Annotated in this window: 12 protein-coding genes and 1 rRNA gene; 5 read left to right on the top strand and 8 right to left on the bottom strand. The window is 72.2% G+C overall.

The window, feature by feature from the left end:
- Positions 1-4: 4 nt before the first annotated feature.
- The 7 genes from ABT296_RS26895 to mtnA form a co-directional block, all read right to left on the bottom strand.
- Positions 5-751 carry a response regulator gene (locus tag ABT296_RS26895; RefSeq protein ID WP_351931219.1) on the bottom strand — a complete coding sequence of 249 codons (747 nt, stop codon included), beginning with the start codon at positions 749-751 and terminating at the stop codon, positions 5-7.
- 206 nt (positions 752-957) lie between these two features.
- Positions 958-1,650: a ribosome hibernation-promoting factor, HPF/YfiA family gene (gene hpf, locus ABT296_RS26890; protein WP_453167443.1), complete on the bottom strand. Its 693-nt coding sequence runs from the start codon at positions 1,648-1,650 to the stop codon at positions 958-960.
- Positions 1,651-1,965: 315 nt separating this feature from the next.
- Positions 1,966-3,051 carry a ComF family protein gene (locus ABT296_RS26885; RefSeq protein WP_351931218.1) on the bottom strand — a complete coding sequence of 362 codons (1,086 nt, stop codon included), beginning with the start codon at positions 3,049-3,051 and terminating at the stop codon, positions 1,966-1,968.
- Positions 3,052-3,256: 205 nt separating this feature from the next.
- On the bottom strand, positions 3,257-5,095 hold the full coding sequence (locus ABT296_RS26880; protein ID WP_351931217.1) for an LpqB family beta-propeller domain-containing protein: 1,839 nt from the start codon (positions 5,093-5,095) through the stop codon (positions 3,257-3,259).
- Entirely contained in the window at positions 5,085-7,145 is a 2,061-nt protein-coding gene (mtrB, locus tag ABT296_RS26875; protein WP_351931216.1) for an MtrAB system histidine kinase MtrB, read from the bottom strand. Before mtrB ends, ABT296_RS26880 begins: the two co-directional genes overlap by 11 nt.
- A gap of 1 nt (position 7,146) precedes the next feature.
- The gene (gene mtrA, locus ABT296_RS26870; protein ID WP_187283109.1) at positions 7,147-7,836 is read right to left on the bottom strand and encodes a two-component system response regulator MtrA; all 690 of its coding nucleotides are present in this window, start codon (positions 7,834-7,836) and stop codon (positions 7,147-7,149) included.
- Positions 7,837-7,993: 157 nt separating this feature from the next.
- Positions 7,994-9,136 carry an S-methyl-5-thioribose-1-phosphate isomerase gene (gene mtnA, locus ABT296_RS26865; RefSeq protein WP_351931215.1) on the bottom strand — a complete coding sequence of 381 codons (1,143 nt, stop codon included), beginning with the start codon at positions 9,134-9,136 and terminating at the stop codon, positions 7,994-7,996.
- A gap of 141 nt (positions 9,137-9,277) precedes the next feature.
- On the opposite strand from mtnA, the gene ABT296_RS26860 reads away from it, so the two are divergent.
- The 5 genes from ABT296_RS26860 to ABT296_RS26840 are packed head-to-tail and all read left to right on the top strand — an operon-like array spanning position 9,278 to position 14,867.
- A complete protein-coding gene (locus ABT296_RS26860) occupies positions 9,278-10,600 on the top strand; it encodes a DUF7847 domain-containing protein (RefSeq protein WP_351931214.1) in 1,323 nt (440 codons plus the stop codon).
- A gap of 4 nt (positions 10,601-10,604) precedes the next feature.
- Positions 10,605-11,372, top strand: coding sequence for a DUF4129 domain-containing protein (locus ABT296_RS26855; protein WP_351931213.1), 768 nt, complete (start codon positions 10,605-10,607; stop codon positions 11,370-11,372).
- Complete coding sequence (locus ABT296_RS26850) at positions 11,369-12,568, top strand: DUF4350 domain-containing protein (RefSeq protein WP_351931212.1); 1,200 nt, start codon at positions 11,369-11,371, stop codon at positions 12,566-12,568. The genes ABT296_RS26855 and ABT296_RS26850 overlap by 4 nt, the downstream gene beginning before the upstream one ends.
- A complete protein-coding gene (locus ABT296_RS26845) occupies positions 12,568-13,557 on the top strand; it encodes an AAA family ATPase (RefSeq protein WP_351931211.1) in 990 nt (329 codons plus the stop codon). Before ABT296_RS26850 ends, ABT296_RS26845 begins: the two co-directional genes overlap by 1 nt.
- Complete coding sequence (locus ABT296_RS26840) at positions 13,557-14,867, top strand: DUF58 domain-containing protein (protein ID WP_351931210.1); 1,311 nt, start codon at positions 13,557-13,559, stop codon at positions 14,865-14,867. The genes ABT296_RS26845 and ABT296_RS26840 overlap by 1 nt, the downstream gene beginning before the upstream one ends.
- Before the next feature lie 94 nt (positions 14,868-14,961).
- Here the strand turns inward: ABT296_RS26840 and rrf are convergent.
- Positions 14,962-15,066: ribosomal RNA gene (rrf, locus tag ABT296_RS26835) — 5S ribosomal RNA — on the bottom strand; the annotation flags it as partial.

Here is a 15,066-nt window from a genome sequence, read left to right as displayed (position 1 = left end):
AGAGCTAGCGGATCTCGAGGATCTTCTCCCGCATCGCGTAGACCACGGCCTCCATCCTGGAGTGCAGCTGCAGCTTCTCCAGGATGTTGCGCACATGGTTCTTCACGGTGTTCTCGGAGATGAACAACTCCTTGGCGATGTCACGGTTGTTCATTCCCGTGGCGACCAGCTTGAGCACCTCCAGCTCACGGTCGGTCAGCCGCGGAGCGGGGACCAGCCGGCGCTCGTCCGTCCGCTGGATCATCGACTTGAACTCGGTGAGCAGCTTCGACGCCATGGACGGGCTGATCTGCGACTGCCCGTCGGCGACCGCGCGGATGGCGGTGGCCACCTCGTCGGTGGAGATCTCCTTGAGCAGGTACCCGGTCGCACCCGCCTTGATCGCCTCGTAGAGGTCGGCCTCCTCGTCACTGATCGTCAGCATGATGATCTTGGCGCTGGGTGCGACCTCCTTGATGGAGGTGCACGCCTCGATCCCGCCCCGCTTGGGCATCCGCACGTCCATCAGCACGATGTCGGGCAGCAGGTCGGCCGCCTTGTCCACGGCCTCGGCGCCGTCCCCGGCCTCGCCCACGACCTGGATGTCCTCCTCGGCCGCGAGCACGATCTCCAGTCCGCGGCGGAAGAGGGCGTGGTCGTCGACGACGAGGACTCTGATCGGCTCCTTGCGTGGAGTGCCCGTGTCCGGGCGCATGCCGACGACGTCGCCGTCGGCACTCTGGTCCCGCATCGGTCCGAAGGTGTCCGCCATCGTTCCTCCCCCTGAAGGCTGTGGCTGGTCAGGTGCCATCGCCAACCCAAGGCAGCGGCCCACCGGTTGGGCCGGTGCGGCCATGATTTCATGCCCGGACGACACCGCGGTGACGGAGCGGGGTGTGAAGTGGTCGCACACCGGTGCCCCTGGGGGCGCACAAGCGCGCTCCAGGGGCACCCGGTCATTCCGTCAGCCGGGTGGGATCAGCCGCCCAGCGTGCCACCGGCCGCGTGGGCGTCCGCCTCCGCGACCATCGGGTCGGTGTTGAGGTGGATGACGCCGTAGTCGTAGGCGTGCCGCCGGTAGACGACACTCGGTTCCTTCGTCTCGGAGTCGACGAACAGGTAGAAGTCGTGCCCGACCAGTTCCATCTCGTAGAGGGCCTGGTCAAGGGTCATGGGGGAAGCGACGTGCGTCTTCTCGCGCACGATGAGGGGTCCCTCGCCCTTCACTTCCAGCGAGCCGATCTTCTTGGTGGGAACGCCGTCCGACTCTTCCTCCTGGAAGGCGTGGCCGTTCCCGTTGAGCGTCGCCGCGCCCGGAACGTGGTCCGGGACCTCGGCCGCCGTCAGCCGTCGCGAGCCTCGGCGTGAGTAACGCTTGTCGTGCTGCTTGCGCAGTCGTGCGTCCAACTTCTCCGCGGCCAGGTCCAGCGCCGCGTACGGGTCGTTTGCCGCCGCCTCCGCCCGGATCACCGGACCGCGGGAGCGGAGCGTGATCTCCACTCGGTCACTGCGGTCGGCCTGTCGGGGGTTCGGCTCCTTGGACACCTCGACGTCGAGGCTGATCACCTTGCCGTCGAGCTTCTGGATCTTCTCCAGCTTCAGCTTCTCGGCCACGTGCTTGCGGAACCGCTCGGGCACCTCGGTCTTGCGGCCCTTGACGACGATGTCCACGCAGAACTCCGTTCCCGGATCGCTCCGCTCCAGCGGCGGAGCATCTCCCTTTTTGCACCAGGCTCCGGTGATCCCCGGAACCTCGGACTCGGTGACTTCCACCTCCTCCTCCCCCACGGGCGAGATCTCCACCCCGGCGGCTCGGGTGAATACGGAAAACCCGCAGCCTTCATTCAGTTGTGAGAGCGATGGCCTGCGCCTTTCTCTCTCAACTGAACATATCTCGCCCGGACGGATGTCGTCACCCTCTACAGCGGTGTACCTCCGTTCAGGTGAATTAGCGCTCTCATAACCTGCAACGATGCAAGTTCGCAGTCAGTTCCGGTTTATTTCGAAAGCATCCGGCGTGGCCGCGACGACCGCCGCGCACAACACGCCACCAGGGCGGATACTGCCCGCCATTCCCGGCACTCCGTGCCTCCGTACCGTCTCGCCCGTCGCTTCCGTACTCCGTTCCCCTCTGTCTTCCCGAGTTGCCGCGAAACACACCGCCCTTCTCTCCTCGCCGAGGCGTTCCGGCCGCCGCGCCCGAGACCCGTCCGCCCACCCGAGCGCCACGCCCTCCCGCACCGCGCGCGCCGCCTCCGCCAAAGAGGCGCCGGTGGTCATCAGGTCGTCCACGAGCACGACCGGCCCGTCGCCCAGCAGCCGGCCCCCGCCGGGCGCCACGACGAGCGCGCCGGCCAGATTGTCCAGCCGCTGCCGGGAGTTGAGCCCCGACTGGTCGGCCACGGCCCGCCGCTGCCGCAGCACGGCCAGCACCCGTGCCGGTGTCCCGGCCCGGCGCAGTTCGGCCGCCGCGGCGAGCGCGATCCGCCGCGCGGGATCATGCCCCCGCGCCCGCACGGCCCGGCGCGCCGAGGGCACCGGCACCAGCAGCACCGGCCGAACCCGCCCACCCGGTTGGTCCACCGCCCGGCACTCCCCGCGCCCCCGTGCCCGCAGTGCCAGACCACCGCCGACCTCATCGCAAGCGGCCCCGTCGCAGCCGCCCCCGTAACCGCCACCCCCGCCCCCGCACTCCCGAAGCGCGTCGCCGCCCCCGTAACCGCCGCCCCGTTCACCGCCCGCCCGAACCGCGCCCCCCGTACCCGCCCGCACCGCCCCCGCCAGCGCGGCCCCCAGCGGCGCCGCAAGGGCCAGGGCGCCCCGCTCCTTGTGGGCCAGCAGCACGGCCCGCACCGCGTCCCCGTACCGGGCGGCCGCGTGCACGACCGGCAGCCCGGCCGGCTCCGGCTCCGGCCGCACCCGGCACGGCGCCGCACCGCCCGACGCCATACCGCCCAGCGCCCTGCGGCACGCCGGACAGAGCACCGTACGAGGACGCCCGCAGCCCGCGCACTCGGCCGGCAGCACCAGATCCGAGATGTCCCGCCACCAGTCCCGCACACCCACCCGCATGCCCACCACTGTGCCAACCCCGGCGACCACCGGCCACCCCTGTGGACAACATCCGCCGGCCCACTCCGAGCCCCAGAGAAATGCCTGGTCACAGCCGTGCCGAACCGTTCGGAAAAGATGACCGGAAAGCCGGGGCAATACGAGGGCCGGAAATGCGGAACGGCCGCCCCGCAGGGACGGCCGTTCACCCGTGCTGCCGCGGGACTCACCCCGGATAGACCGGAGCCGTCCCGTCGGTGACCACCTTCTGCCACTGGGCCCCGGCCTTGAGCCGCACGATGCCGTCCTCGGAGTAGGCCACCAGCGGCACCCGGTCGTCCTCCGCCGCGGCGATCTCCTTGGCCCCGGTCAGCGCCGCGGGCGTCGGCCCCTCCGGCACGGATCCGTCGACCTGGACGTAGCGCACGGTCTGGACGCCGTCCTCCTCGCGCCCGACCACCACCAGACGGCTGTCGCCCGCCCACGAGACGGTGGTGACCTCCTCCAACGCCGGTGTCGCCGAGCGCAGTTCCATCACCGACACGGTCGGCAGGTCGTCCCCCGGCTTGGTCTCCCGCTCGATCCGCCCGACCAGCAGGGAAGAGGTCTCGCCCCGGGAGACGACGAGCGCGATCCGCACCCCGTCCGCGGCCACGCGCACCGACTCGATGCGCCCGTCCAGTCCCGGCGTCCGCACCTCCAGCGGTTCGCCCGCGCCGTTCTCCAGCAGGAGCAGCCTCGCGGCGTCGGGGTTGCGGTCGGCCACCCACAGATCGTGCCGGGCGTCCCAGCTGGGCGCCGTCAGCCGGTCCTCGGCGGTCCTGCCGGTGCTGCGCAGGACGGGCTCGCCGAGCGACCCTCCCGACACCAGCGAGCCCACGTAGAGCTGCTTGCCGTCCTGGGTGACGCCGGCGGCCATCTCCTCGTCCCGCGAGACGGCCACGGCCCGCAGCTGCGTCTGTCCCTCGCCGAGCGCGCCCGGCACCACCTCGGGGGTGCTGACGCCGTCCTCGGCGGCCATCCGCACCAGCCGGTGCTCGTGGTCGACGAAGTAGAGGTGGTCGACGTGCTCCGTGGAGCCGCGCGACGCCGTCGCCTCGGCCCGGTCCGCGGAGAGCGAGCACAGGGTCCTGTCGCCCGACTCCAGCTCGACCTCCTCCACCGACGGGCTCAGGCTGCGCAGGGTGAACAGGAGCTGCGCGGCCATCTCGGTGCACTTGCTCAGGCCGACCCGGGCTGCCTTGTCGTTCAGCGGGACGGTCAGCTTGTTCTGCTCGTCCGGGGTGAGCGTGGTGACGCCCTTCCTCAGCGCCGTACCCGTGGGGAAGCTCGTCCGGACCACCGGGCTCAGCCAGCTGGTCGGCCCGTTCAGCAGGGACCGCACCATCTGCGTCATGGGGTCGACGCGCTCCCGGACGTACACGGGGTCGGCGACCGCCGCCGTCTGGCGGGTCCCGCCGGCCAGGGTGTTCGAGGCGAAGTAGTACTTGTTGACGGACGTGTAGTTGCGCTCGAAGTCGCCCTGGCCCATGACCACGCCCTCGGGCAGCTCGTCGATGCGCCACTGCTTGGTCTTCGGGTCCTGGGCGAGGTGCAGCAGCTCCTCGTACACGCCGTCCGCGGAGGCGTACGACTGCTGCTCGTCCACGGTGGCGACCTTGGCGCCGCTCAGCGTGAACGAGGTCTCCCCGTCGTCCTCCCGACCCCGTGAGCGGGGCAGCTCGAAGGCGTCCGGACCGTCCGCGAGCACCGTCGTGCCCGTCTTCGGCCGCCAGTCCTTCGCCGCCTGGGTCGTCAGGTACTGACTGGCGATCTCGTAGTTCGGGTCGTCGCTGGTCAGCGCCTCCAGGAAGCCCTGCACCAGCTGGGTGGGCGTGGCGTCCTCGGACGGCGGCACCGCGAACACCCGCACCTGGGTGTCCTGGCGCGCGGTGGAGTCCACCCCGCTCAGATCCCCGCTGTCGGGCATCGACGCGCACCCCACCAGCAGTACGGCGCCACAGGCGACGTACGCCACCGCGCGCACCGGCCCGTGCCGGGTGCCCCCCTCGCGGTCAGCGGCCACGAAATGCCTCCCCTTGCCTGCTCGGGCCCTCCGTCGACCCGGTGTCCTCACCACGCGCCCCCTCCCCGGTGGGCGCGTCGTCCTGTCGTCGCGGTGCCGCGCCGGGGCGGGGCACCACACGGGCGCCGTTCCCGGGCAGCGCCGTCGGGTCGGCCGTGGGGGCGGCCACCGAGGCCAGCTGCTGCGCTATCGGGTCGCGCGACGGCATCGAGGCCGCCTCGCCCGTCTGCTGCGCCGGTACGGTGGCGCTCTTCTCGCCCCTCGGCAGGCCGGCGTCGTCGAGTCCGCGGTTGCGGCGCGAGTCCTTCGGCTCCAGCGGTATCGGGGAGCCCCTGAGCGGCTCGTCCGCCGTCCGCGGCAGCGTCAGCCGGAACTGCGAACCGCCACCGGGCTCGCCCCAGGCCTGCAGCCAGCCGCCGTGCAGCCGGGCGTCCTCCAGAGCGATGGAGAGCCCCAGACCCGTGCCGCCGGTGGTGCGCGCGCGTGCCGGGTCGGCCCGCCAGAAGCGGCTGAAGACGCGCGTGGCCTCGCCGGGCTTGAGCCCGATGCCGTAGTCGCGGACCGCGACCGCGACCGCGCCACCCGCCGAGGCGAGCTTGACCACCACGTCCCGGCCCTCGCCGTGCTCCACGGCGTTGACCACGAGATTGCGCAGCACCCGCTCCAGGCGCCGGGCGTCGGCCTCGGCGATCACGGGCTGCTGATCGCCCGCCACCCTTATCGTCGTGCCCTTGCGCTCGGCGAGCGGCTCGGCGCCGCTGACCACCCGGCGGACGACCTCGCGCAGGTCGATCGGCTCGGCCTCCAGCGCCGCCGCGCCCGCGTCGAACCGGCTGATCTCCAGCAGGTCGGCGAGGAGCGACTCGAAGCGGTCGACCTGGTCGGCGAGGAGTTCCGCCGACCGCGCGGTCACGGGGTCGAAGTCCTCCCGCGCCTCGTGGATGACGTCGGCGGCCATCCGTACGGTCGTCAGGGGTGTCCGCAGTTCGTGCGAGACGTCGGAGACGAACCGGCGCTGCATCCGCGACAGCTCCTCCAGCTGCTGGATCTTGAGCTGGAGGTTCTGCGCCATCTTGTTGAAGGCCTCACCGAGCCGGGCGATGTCGTCCTCGCCGGTGACCTTCATCCGCTCCTGGAGGCGTCCGGCGGACAGCCGCTCGGCGATCCCGGCCGCCATCCGCACCGGCGTGACCACCTGGCGCACGACGAGCCAGGCGATGGCGCCGAGCAGCACGACCACGAACAGCCCCGCGGTCGCGAGGGTGCCCTTGACCAGGCTCAGCGACTTCTCCTCCTGAGTGAGCGGGAAGAGGTAGTACAGCTGGTACGGGTTGTTGTTCGGGTCGTTGACCTGCTTGCCGATGACCAGGGCCGGCTGGGACTCCTTGTCGGCGTTGTAGATGATGCGCGTGTAGCTCTGCGCCGCGCCGGTGTCGCCGTCGATCCGCTCCCGCAGATCCTCGGGCACGCTGGCGTTGGGGTCGACGTAGTTGGAGGCGCGCGGGCCGCGCCCGCCGCCGCTGTCGCCGCCGGTGGGCAGGGTGACCACCTCGAAGGCGCCCTGGCCGCCGCTGGAGAGCGACTCCACGAGATCGCTCATCCACTGGATGACGTTCTGCTCGGAGCGGCCGTCCGCGGTGGTGGGGTCGTCACCGACCCCGGCCGCCTCCTCGTCGGCCTTCTGCTTGGCCGCCGCGAAGCCACCGGTGGCCTGGCTCTGCGAGGCCTTCACCTTGGCGTCGAGCAGGCCGTTGCGCACCTGCCCGATCACGACGAAGCCCAGCAGCAGCACAACACCCAGCGACATCAGCAGGGTGGTGACCACGACCTTGAGCTGGATGTTGCGCCGCCACAGCCGCATGACGGGCAGCAGCGGCCGGCGCACCCAGCGCATGAAGAGCCTAAGGACCGGGCTGCCCTGGACCCCGCCCTGGAGCAGCCCGCCCTCCAGGAAACGTCCCCAACGAGAGCCTGTCGTCCCCCGGCCGACAGGCCGCCCCGCGCGGGTCCCGGACTGTCCGGGCGCCGAAGCGGCACTGTCACGCGACATGTCAGCTCGGTCCCGCCTTGTAACCGACACCTCGGACGGTCACCACGATCTCCGGGCGCTCCGGGTCCTTCTCGACCTTCGAGCGCAGCCGCTGGACGTGCACGTTGACCAGGCGGGTGTCGGCGGCGTGCCGGTAGCCCCACACCTGCTCCAGCAGGACCTCGCGGGTGAACACCTGCCACGGCTTGCGGGCGAGCGCGACCAGCAGGTCGAACTCCAGCGGCGTCAGCGCGATCGACTGCCCGTCGCGCTTCACCGAGTGCCCGGCCACGTCGATGACCAGGTCACCTATGGCGAGCTGCTCCGGCGCCGGCTCCTCCGACCTCCGCAGCCGCGCCCGGATCCGGGCGACCAGCTCCTTGGGCTTGAACGGCTTCACGATGTAGTCGTCCGCGCCCGACTCCAGGCCCACGACGACGTCGACGGTGTCGCTCTTGGCCGTGAGCATGACGATCGGTACGCCCGACTCGGCCCGGATCAGACGGCACACCTCGATGCCGTCCCGTCCGGGCAGCATCAGGTCGAGCAGTACAAGATCGGGCTTGGCTTCACGGAAAGCGGCCAGCGCCTTGTCGCCGTCGGCTACGAAAGACGGCTCAAAACCTTCACCACGCAGCACGATGCCGAGCATCTCGGCCAGTGCGGTGTCGTCGTCGACGACAAGGACTCGTCCCTTCATAAACGACATCATCCCATTCTCGTAACAGTGACCGGGGCGCTGGTGAGAAGGGTCACTGGCCTGTGACGATAGTCGTACCGGGTCACTACTGTCTGCCCTCGTCCCTCGAACTCGAGTGCGGCTGTACGCGCCGACGGTCCGCCCGCCGGCACTCAGCGCGCATCCCTCCTCAGCCGAGTGTCACCTCCCCCGCCCCGGCGCACAGCTCGGCCAGCGCCTCGGCCGTCACCGGCGACACCACTCCCGCCTCCGTCACGATCGCCGTCACCAGCTCCGGCGGCGTCACGTCGAAGGCGGGGTTGTACGCCTGCGTCCCCAGCGGCGCCACCGGAATCCCGCCGCCCGGCCCGCTCACCGGCACCTGCGGCGCGGTCACCTCGGTCACCTCGAACCCGGGCCGCTGCTCCACCTCGATCGACGCCCCGTCCGGCGTCTCCGGGTCCACCGTCGTCAGCGGCGCCACCACGATGAACGGCACATGGTGGTAGCGCGCGAGCACCGCCAGCGGATAGCTGCCGACCTTGTTGGCCACCGACCCGTCCGCGGCGATCCGGTCCGCCCCGATCAGCACCGCGTCCACCTCACCCGCCGCGAACAGCGACCCCGCCGCGTTGTCCGTCAGCAGGCTGTACGCCATCCCGCTGCGGGCCGCCTCGTACGCCGTCAGCCGGGCCCCCTGCAACAGGGGGCGCGTCTCGTCCACCCACAGCCGCCGCAACTGCCCCTTGCGGTGCGCGGCCAGCGCCACCGCGAACGCCGTGCCCTCACCGCCGGACACCAGCGAGCCGGTGTTGCAGTGGGTGAGGATCCGGTGCCCGCCGCCGGGCAGCAGCTCGTCCAGGAGCGCCAGCCCCCGTTGGGCCATCCGCGCACTCGCCTCGGCGTCCTCGCGGTGCAGCTTGCGCGCCGCGGCCAGCGCCGCCTGCGCCGCCTTCCCCGCGTCCCCGCCCCCGGCCAGCTCCGCCCGGTAGGCGGCCTGCGCCCTGCGCACCCCGACGGCGAGGTTGACCGCGGTGGGCCGGGCCGCCGCGAGCGCGTCGGCGGCGTCGTCCACGTCGAACCCCCGCACGGCCGCGAGCGCGACACCGTACGCCCCCGCGATCCCGAGCAGCGGCGCCCCTCGCACGGCGAGCGAACGGATCGCCTCCACCAGCACCGGCGCGTCCGTACAGACCAGTTCGACCTCCTCGGCGGGCAGTCTCGTCTGGTCGAGCAGAACCAGTACGGGGCCTTCGGGCGGCTCTTCCCAACGGATCACCGGTACACCGGTCGGCCGCCTGTCCTCACCGGATTGCGCGTGCTGATCAGCCATGCCGTCAGTCTGCCCGTTATCCGGCGGACCATTGAAGGTGTGCAGCCCATACCTTGGCCGGTCCCCCGACGACCACCCCATGGCACGATGGCTGCCAGCCTGCCGCCGCGACCCGCGGACGGGCACCGTGAAGGAGCGACGATGAACGACACTCCGGGCTGGGCCTCGCCCGGATCCGCCCCGTCCGACGGTCAGGAGCGCCGCGAGCCCGGCACCGACCGGCCCGCCGACCGCCCTGCCCCCGAACAACCCGCCGACCAGCCGGGCCCGCAGCCGCAGGACTCCGGCCCGAAGTGGTCCAAGGAGCAGCCGCCACCGGCCCAGTGGTCGGCGCCCACCGGCCCCGCGAACCCGGCGCAGACCCCTCCGCCCCCGCCCCCCGGCCCGGGCTGGGGCGCCCAGCCCCCCACCGCCGGCGGCCCCGGAGGCTACGGCGGCCCGGGCGGCCACGGCGCCTGGGGCGGCGGCTGGGGCGGACCCCCGCCCGCGGCCAAGCCCGGGGTGATCCCGCTGCGCCCGCTCGGCGTCGGCGAACTCCTCGACGGCGCCGTCTCCACGATGCGCGCCCACTGGCGCACGGTCCTCGGCATCTCCCTGACCGTCGCCGTGCTCACCGAGATCGTCGTCGTCCTCCTCCAGGGCTTCGTCCTCAACGACCGCGTCGACACCTCCGCCCTGGACGACCCGAGCGCCACGCTCGGCGAACTCACCCGCGCCATGGGCGACGCCCTGCTCAGCTACGGCGTCATCTCGCTGATCTCCCTGATCGGCACGATCGTGGCGACCGCCCTGCTCACCACCGTCACCAGCCGCGCCGTCCTCGGCAAGTCGGTGACCACCGGCGAGGCATGGAGCGACGCCCGTCCCCAGCTCGCCCGGCTGTTCGGGCTGATCTTCCTGCTGCTCCTCATCACCTTCGGCGTCGTCGCCGTCGGCGTGCTGCCCGGCGTCCTCGTGGCCGCCTCCGGGGCCGCCGAGGCGGGCGCGGCACTCACCGTCCTCGGCAGCCTGTGCACCATCGTCGTCGCGCTCTGGCTGATGATGCGCTTCTCCCTCGCCTCGCCGGCGCTGATGCTGGAGAAGCAGGGCATCGTGAAGTCCATGAGCCGCTCCGCGAAACTGGTCCGCGGCTCCTGGTGGCGGATCTTCGGCATCCAGCTGCTGGCCATGATCATCGCGAGCATCCTCGCGTCGATCATCGCCATCCCGTTCGCCTTCCTCGCCGGCGCCCTCAGCAGCGACGGCGTGAGCGGCCTCCTCGAAGGCACCGGCGACCTCGGCTGGACGTTCCTCATCGTCAGCGGCATCGGCTCGGTGATCGGCTCCATGATCACCTTCCCGATCTCGGCGGGCGTGACCGTGCTCCTCTACATCGACCAGCGCATCCGCCGCGAGGCCCTCGACCTCGAACTCGCCCGCGCCGCCGGCGTCCAGGGCTACGGATCCGAGACCCCGGGGAGCTGAACCGGTGAGCCTGGCGGGGGGAGTTCTCACCGCGCTGCCGCGCGCCGCCGTACGCGTGTCCGCACGCGTCGGCGACGCGGCGGCACTGCCACTGGCCCGCTCCGACGACGAACCGCCGCTGACCGTCCCGCGCGACCCCGCGCGGGAGGCAGCCCGGCGCGAGCTGTCGAAGCGGACGTACCACGAGAACGACCCCGGCCTGTTCCAGCGCGCCCTCGACGCCTTCTGGGACTGGATCGGCGAACTGTTCAGCAGCGCCTCGTCGCTGGCCCCCGGAGGCACGCTCGGCCTGGTGATCGTCATCGTCGCCGTGCTCGCCGTCGTCGGGGCGCTCTGGTGGCGCCTGGGCACGCCGCGCCGCCAACCCGTCTCCTCCGCCGCCCTGTTCGAGGACCGCCCGCGCAGCGCCGCCGAACACCGCGCGGCCGCCGGGGCGCACGCCGCCCAGGGCCACTGGAACCAGGCCGTCCAGGAACGCATGCGGGCCATCGTGCGCTCCCTGGAGGAACGCGCCCTCCTCGACACCCGCCCAGGCCGCACCGCCGACGAGGCGGCCGCCGAAGCCGGCCGCGCCCTGCCCGCCCACACCGACCGACTGCGCTCCGCCGCACGGGACTTCGACGACATCACCTACGGCGGCCGGACGGCGGCCGAACCCTCGTACCGGCGCATCGCCGACCTCGACGAGGACCTGGAACGCGCCAAACCCCGGCTGACCAACACCAGCGCCCACAGCGCGGCCCACCACGCCCGCCAGGGAGCCGCCGAATGACCACCGAGGCCACCGCAGCGCCCGCCACCTCGGTCGCGCCCACCACCCGCCAGGTCTGGACCCGCACCCGAGGCATCGCCCTCGCCCTGGTCCTCCTCCTCGCGGGCGCCGTCGTCATCGCCGTGATCCGCTCCGACGCCCGGCACGGCACCCTCGACCCCCGCTCCGCCGACCCCCAGGGCAGCCGCGCCGTCGCCGAACTCCTCGCCGACCGGGGCGTGTCCACACGCGTGGTCACCACCCTCGACGAGGCCCGCTCGGCGGCCGGCCCCGACACCACCCTCCTGGTCGCCGTCCCCGACCTGCTGACGGAACCCCAGCAGAGCGCGCTGCACACCGCGACCACGGGCACCGGCGGACGCACGCTCCTCGTGGCACCGGGCAGCTGGTCCGTCGAACGCCTCGCCCCCGGAGTCGTGGCCGACCCCGCCAAGAGCCCGGGCTCCGCCCTCCGCCCCGCCTGCGACCTCCCCGAGGCCCGGCGCGCGGGAGCGGCCGACACCGGCGGCATCCGCTACACCACGATCCACCTCCAGGCCACCTCCTGCTACCCGAGCGAGCGCCTGGCGACCCTCCTGCACATCCCCGACACCTCCGGCAGCGGCGACACCGTCGTCCTCGGCGCCCCCGACATCCTCCTCAACGACCGCCTCGACGAGCAGGGCAACGCCTCGCTCGCCCTCCAACTCCTCGGCTCCCGCCCCCATCTGGTCTGGTACCTCCCCTCGCTCGCCGACTCCACCGCCGCCGGCACCGAAGGCGAGCGCGGCCTCTTCGACCTGCTCCCCCCGGGCTGGCTGTGGGGCACACTGCAGCTCTTCATCGCGGCAGCCCTGGCCGCCCTGTGGCGGGCACGCCGACTCGGCCCCCTCGTGCCCGAAAGACTCCCCGTCGCGATCCGCGCCTCCGAAAGCGTCGAAGGCCGCGCCCGCCTCTACCGCAAGGCGGACGCCCGCGACCGCGCGGCCGCCGCTCTCCGCTCCACCACCCGCACCCGCCTCGCCCCCTTGGTAGGCGTCCCCGCCGCCCAGGCCCACGCGCCCGAAGCCCTGCTCCCCGCCCTGTCCGCCCACCTCAACGGCGACGCACAGGCCCCGCACGTCCTCCTCTTCGGCCCGCCGCCCCGCGACGACGCGGCCCTCGTCTCGCTCGCCGACCAACTCGACGCCCTCGAAAGAGAGGTACGCCGTCCATGATGGACCCGACCACTGACAACGCCGGGCAGAGCGAGGACAGGCCCGATAGCCGGGCCTCCCTGGAAGCCCTGCGCACGGAGATCGCCAAAGCCGTGGTCGGCCAGGACCCCGCCGTGACCGGCCTCGTCGTCGCCCTTCTGTGCCGTGGCCACGTTCTCCTCGAAGGAGTCCCCGGGGTCGCCAAGACACTGCTCGTCCGTGCCCTCGCGTCCGCGCTGGAACTGGACACCAAACGCGTCCAGTTCACCCCCGACCTCATGCCGAGCGATGTAACCGGCTCCCTGGTCTACGACACCCGCACCGCACAGTTCTCCTTCCAGCCCGGCCCGGTCTTCACCAACCTCCTGCTCGCGGACGAGATCAACCGCACGCCCCCCAAGACCCAGTCGTCCCTCCTCGAAGCCATGGAGGAACGCCAGGTCACGGTCGACGGAACGCCCCGCCCGCTCCCCGAACCGTTCCTGGTCGCGGCCACCCAGAACCCGGTCGAGTACGAGGGCACCTACCCCCTCCCCGAAGCCCAGCTGGACCGTTTCCTCCTCAAGCTGACGATCCCCCTGCCCTCCCGCCAGGACGAGATCGCCGTCCTCACCCGCCACGCCGAGGGCTTCGACCCGCGCGACCTGCGCGCCGCCGGCGTACGCCCCGTAGCGGGCCCCACCGACCTCGAAGCGGCCCGCGCGGCCGTGGCCAAGACCACGGTCTCCCCCGAGATCACGGCCTACGTCGTCGACCTCTGCCGCGCCACCCGCGAATCGCCGTCCCTCACCCTCGGCGTCTCCCCGCGCGGAGCCACGGCTCTCCTGGCCACGGCCCGCGCCTGGGCCTGGCTCACCGGCCGCGACTACGTCATCCCCGACGACGTGAAGGCCCTGGCACTCCCCACCCTCCGGCACCGCGTGCAGCTCCGCCCGGAGGCCGAGATGGAGGGCGTGACGGCCGACTCCGTCATCAACGCGATCCTCGCCCACGTCCCCGTCCCCCGCTGATGGCGCTCACCGGACGCACCGCGCTCCTCGCGGCCCTCGGCTCCCTTCCGGTCGGCATCTGGGCACCCGGCTGGGCCGGCATCCTCGCCGTTAACGCCCCCCTCGCGGTGGCGTGCGCCTGCGATTTCGCCCTCGCCGCCCCCGTACGCCGACTCGGCCTCACCAGATCGGGCGACACCTCCGCACGCCTGGGTGAAACGGCCGAGGTCACGTTGACCGTCACCAACCCCTCCAACCGTCCCCTGCGCGCCCGAATCCGCGACGCCTGGCCGCCGAGCAGCTGGGAACCCGGCACGGAGGTCGCCGCCTCCCGCCACCATGTGACGGTCCCGCCGGGCGAACGCCGCCGCGTCACCACCCGCCTGCGCCCCACCCGCCGAGGCGACCGCGAGGCCGACCGCGTGACGATCCGCTCCTACGGCCCCCTCGGCCTCCTCACCCGCCAGGGAACCCACAAAGTCCCGTGGACGGTACGTGTCCTGCCGCCCTTCACCAGCCGCAAGCACCTCCCGTCCAAGCTCGCCCGCCTCCGCGAACTCGACGGCCGCACCAGCGTTCTCAACCGCGGCGAAGGCACGGAGTTCGACAGCCTCCGCGAGTACGTCCCCGGCGACGACACCCGCTCCATCGACTGGCGTGCCACGGCCCGGCAGTCCACGGTCGCCGTACGAACCTGGCGCCCCGAACGCGACCGCCACATCCTCCTGGCCCTCGACACCGGCCGTACCTCGGCCGGCCGGGTGGGTGACGCCCCCCGCCTGGACGCGTCGATGGACGCGGCCCTCCTCCTCGCTGCCCTGGCCTCCCGCGCCGGCGACCGCGTCGACCTCCTCGCCTACGACCGCCGCGTACGCGCTCTGGTCCAGGGCCGAACCGCGGGCGACATGCTTCCGTCCCTGGTCAACGCCATGGCCACGCTGGAACCCGAGCTGCTCGAAACCGACTCCCGCGGCCTGACCTCCACCGTGTTGCGCACGGCGCCCCGACACTCCCTCGTCGTCCTCTTCACCACCCTCGACGCGGCCCCCATCGAGGAGGGCCTCCTCCCGGTCCTCCCACAGCTGACCCAGCGCCATACGGTCCTGGTGGCATCGGTGGCGGACCCGCACGTCGCCCGTATGGCGAAAGCACGCGGCAGCACCGATTCCGTCTACGAGGCCGCAGCCGCGGCGCAGGCACAGGTTGAACGCCACCGCATCGCCGGCCAGCTCCGCCGCCATGGAGTCACCGTCGTCGACGCAACACCGGACACGTTGGCACCGGAACTGGCGGACGCCTATCTGGCACTGAAAACAGCAGGACGCCTCTGACCGTGCTTGGCCCTCTATTACGAGGGCCGAAATGCATGCCTAAACGCAGAAAACCCCCGACCGGTATCCCCGGTCGGGGGTTTTCTCAAAATTTGTTCGGCGGTGTCCTACTCTCCCACAGGGTCCCCCCTGCAGTACCATCGGCGCTGTGAGGCTTAGCTTCCGGGTTCGGAATGTAACCGGGCGTTTCCCTCACGCT

It is taken from the genome of Streptomyces sp. NPDC000983 (assembly GCF_040299205.1).
In the GTDB taxonomy this organism is placed as follows: Bacteria; Actinomycetota; Actinomycetes; order Streptomycetales; family Streptomycetaceae; genus Streptomyces.
Note: the sequence above shows the minus strand (reverse complement) of the source record. Positions and strands in the feature narration are given on the sequence as shown.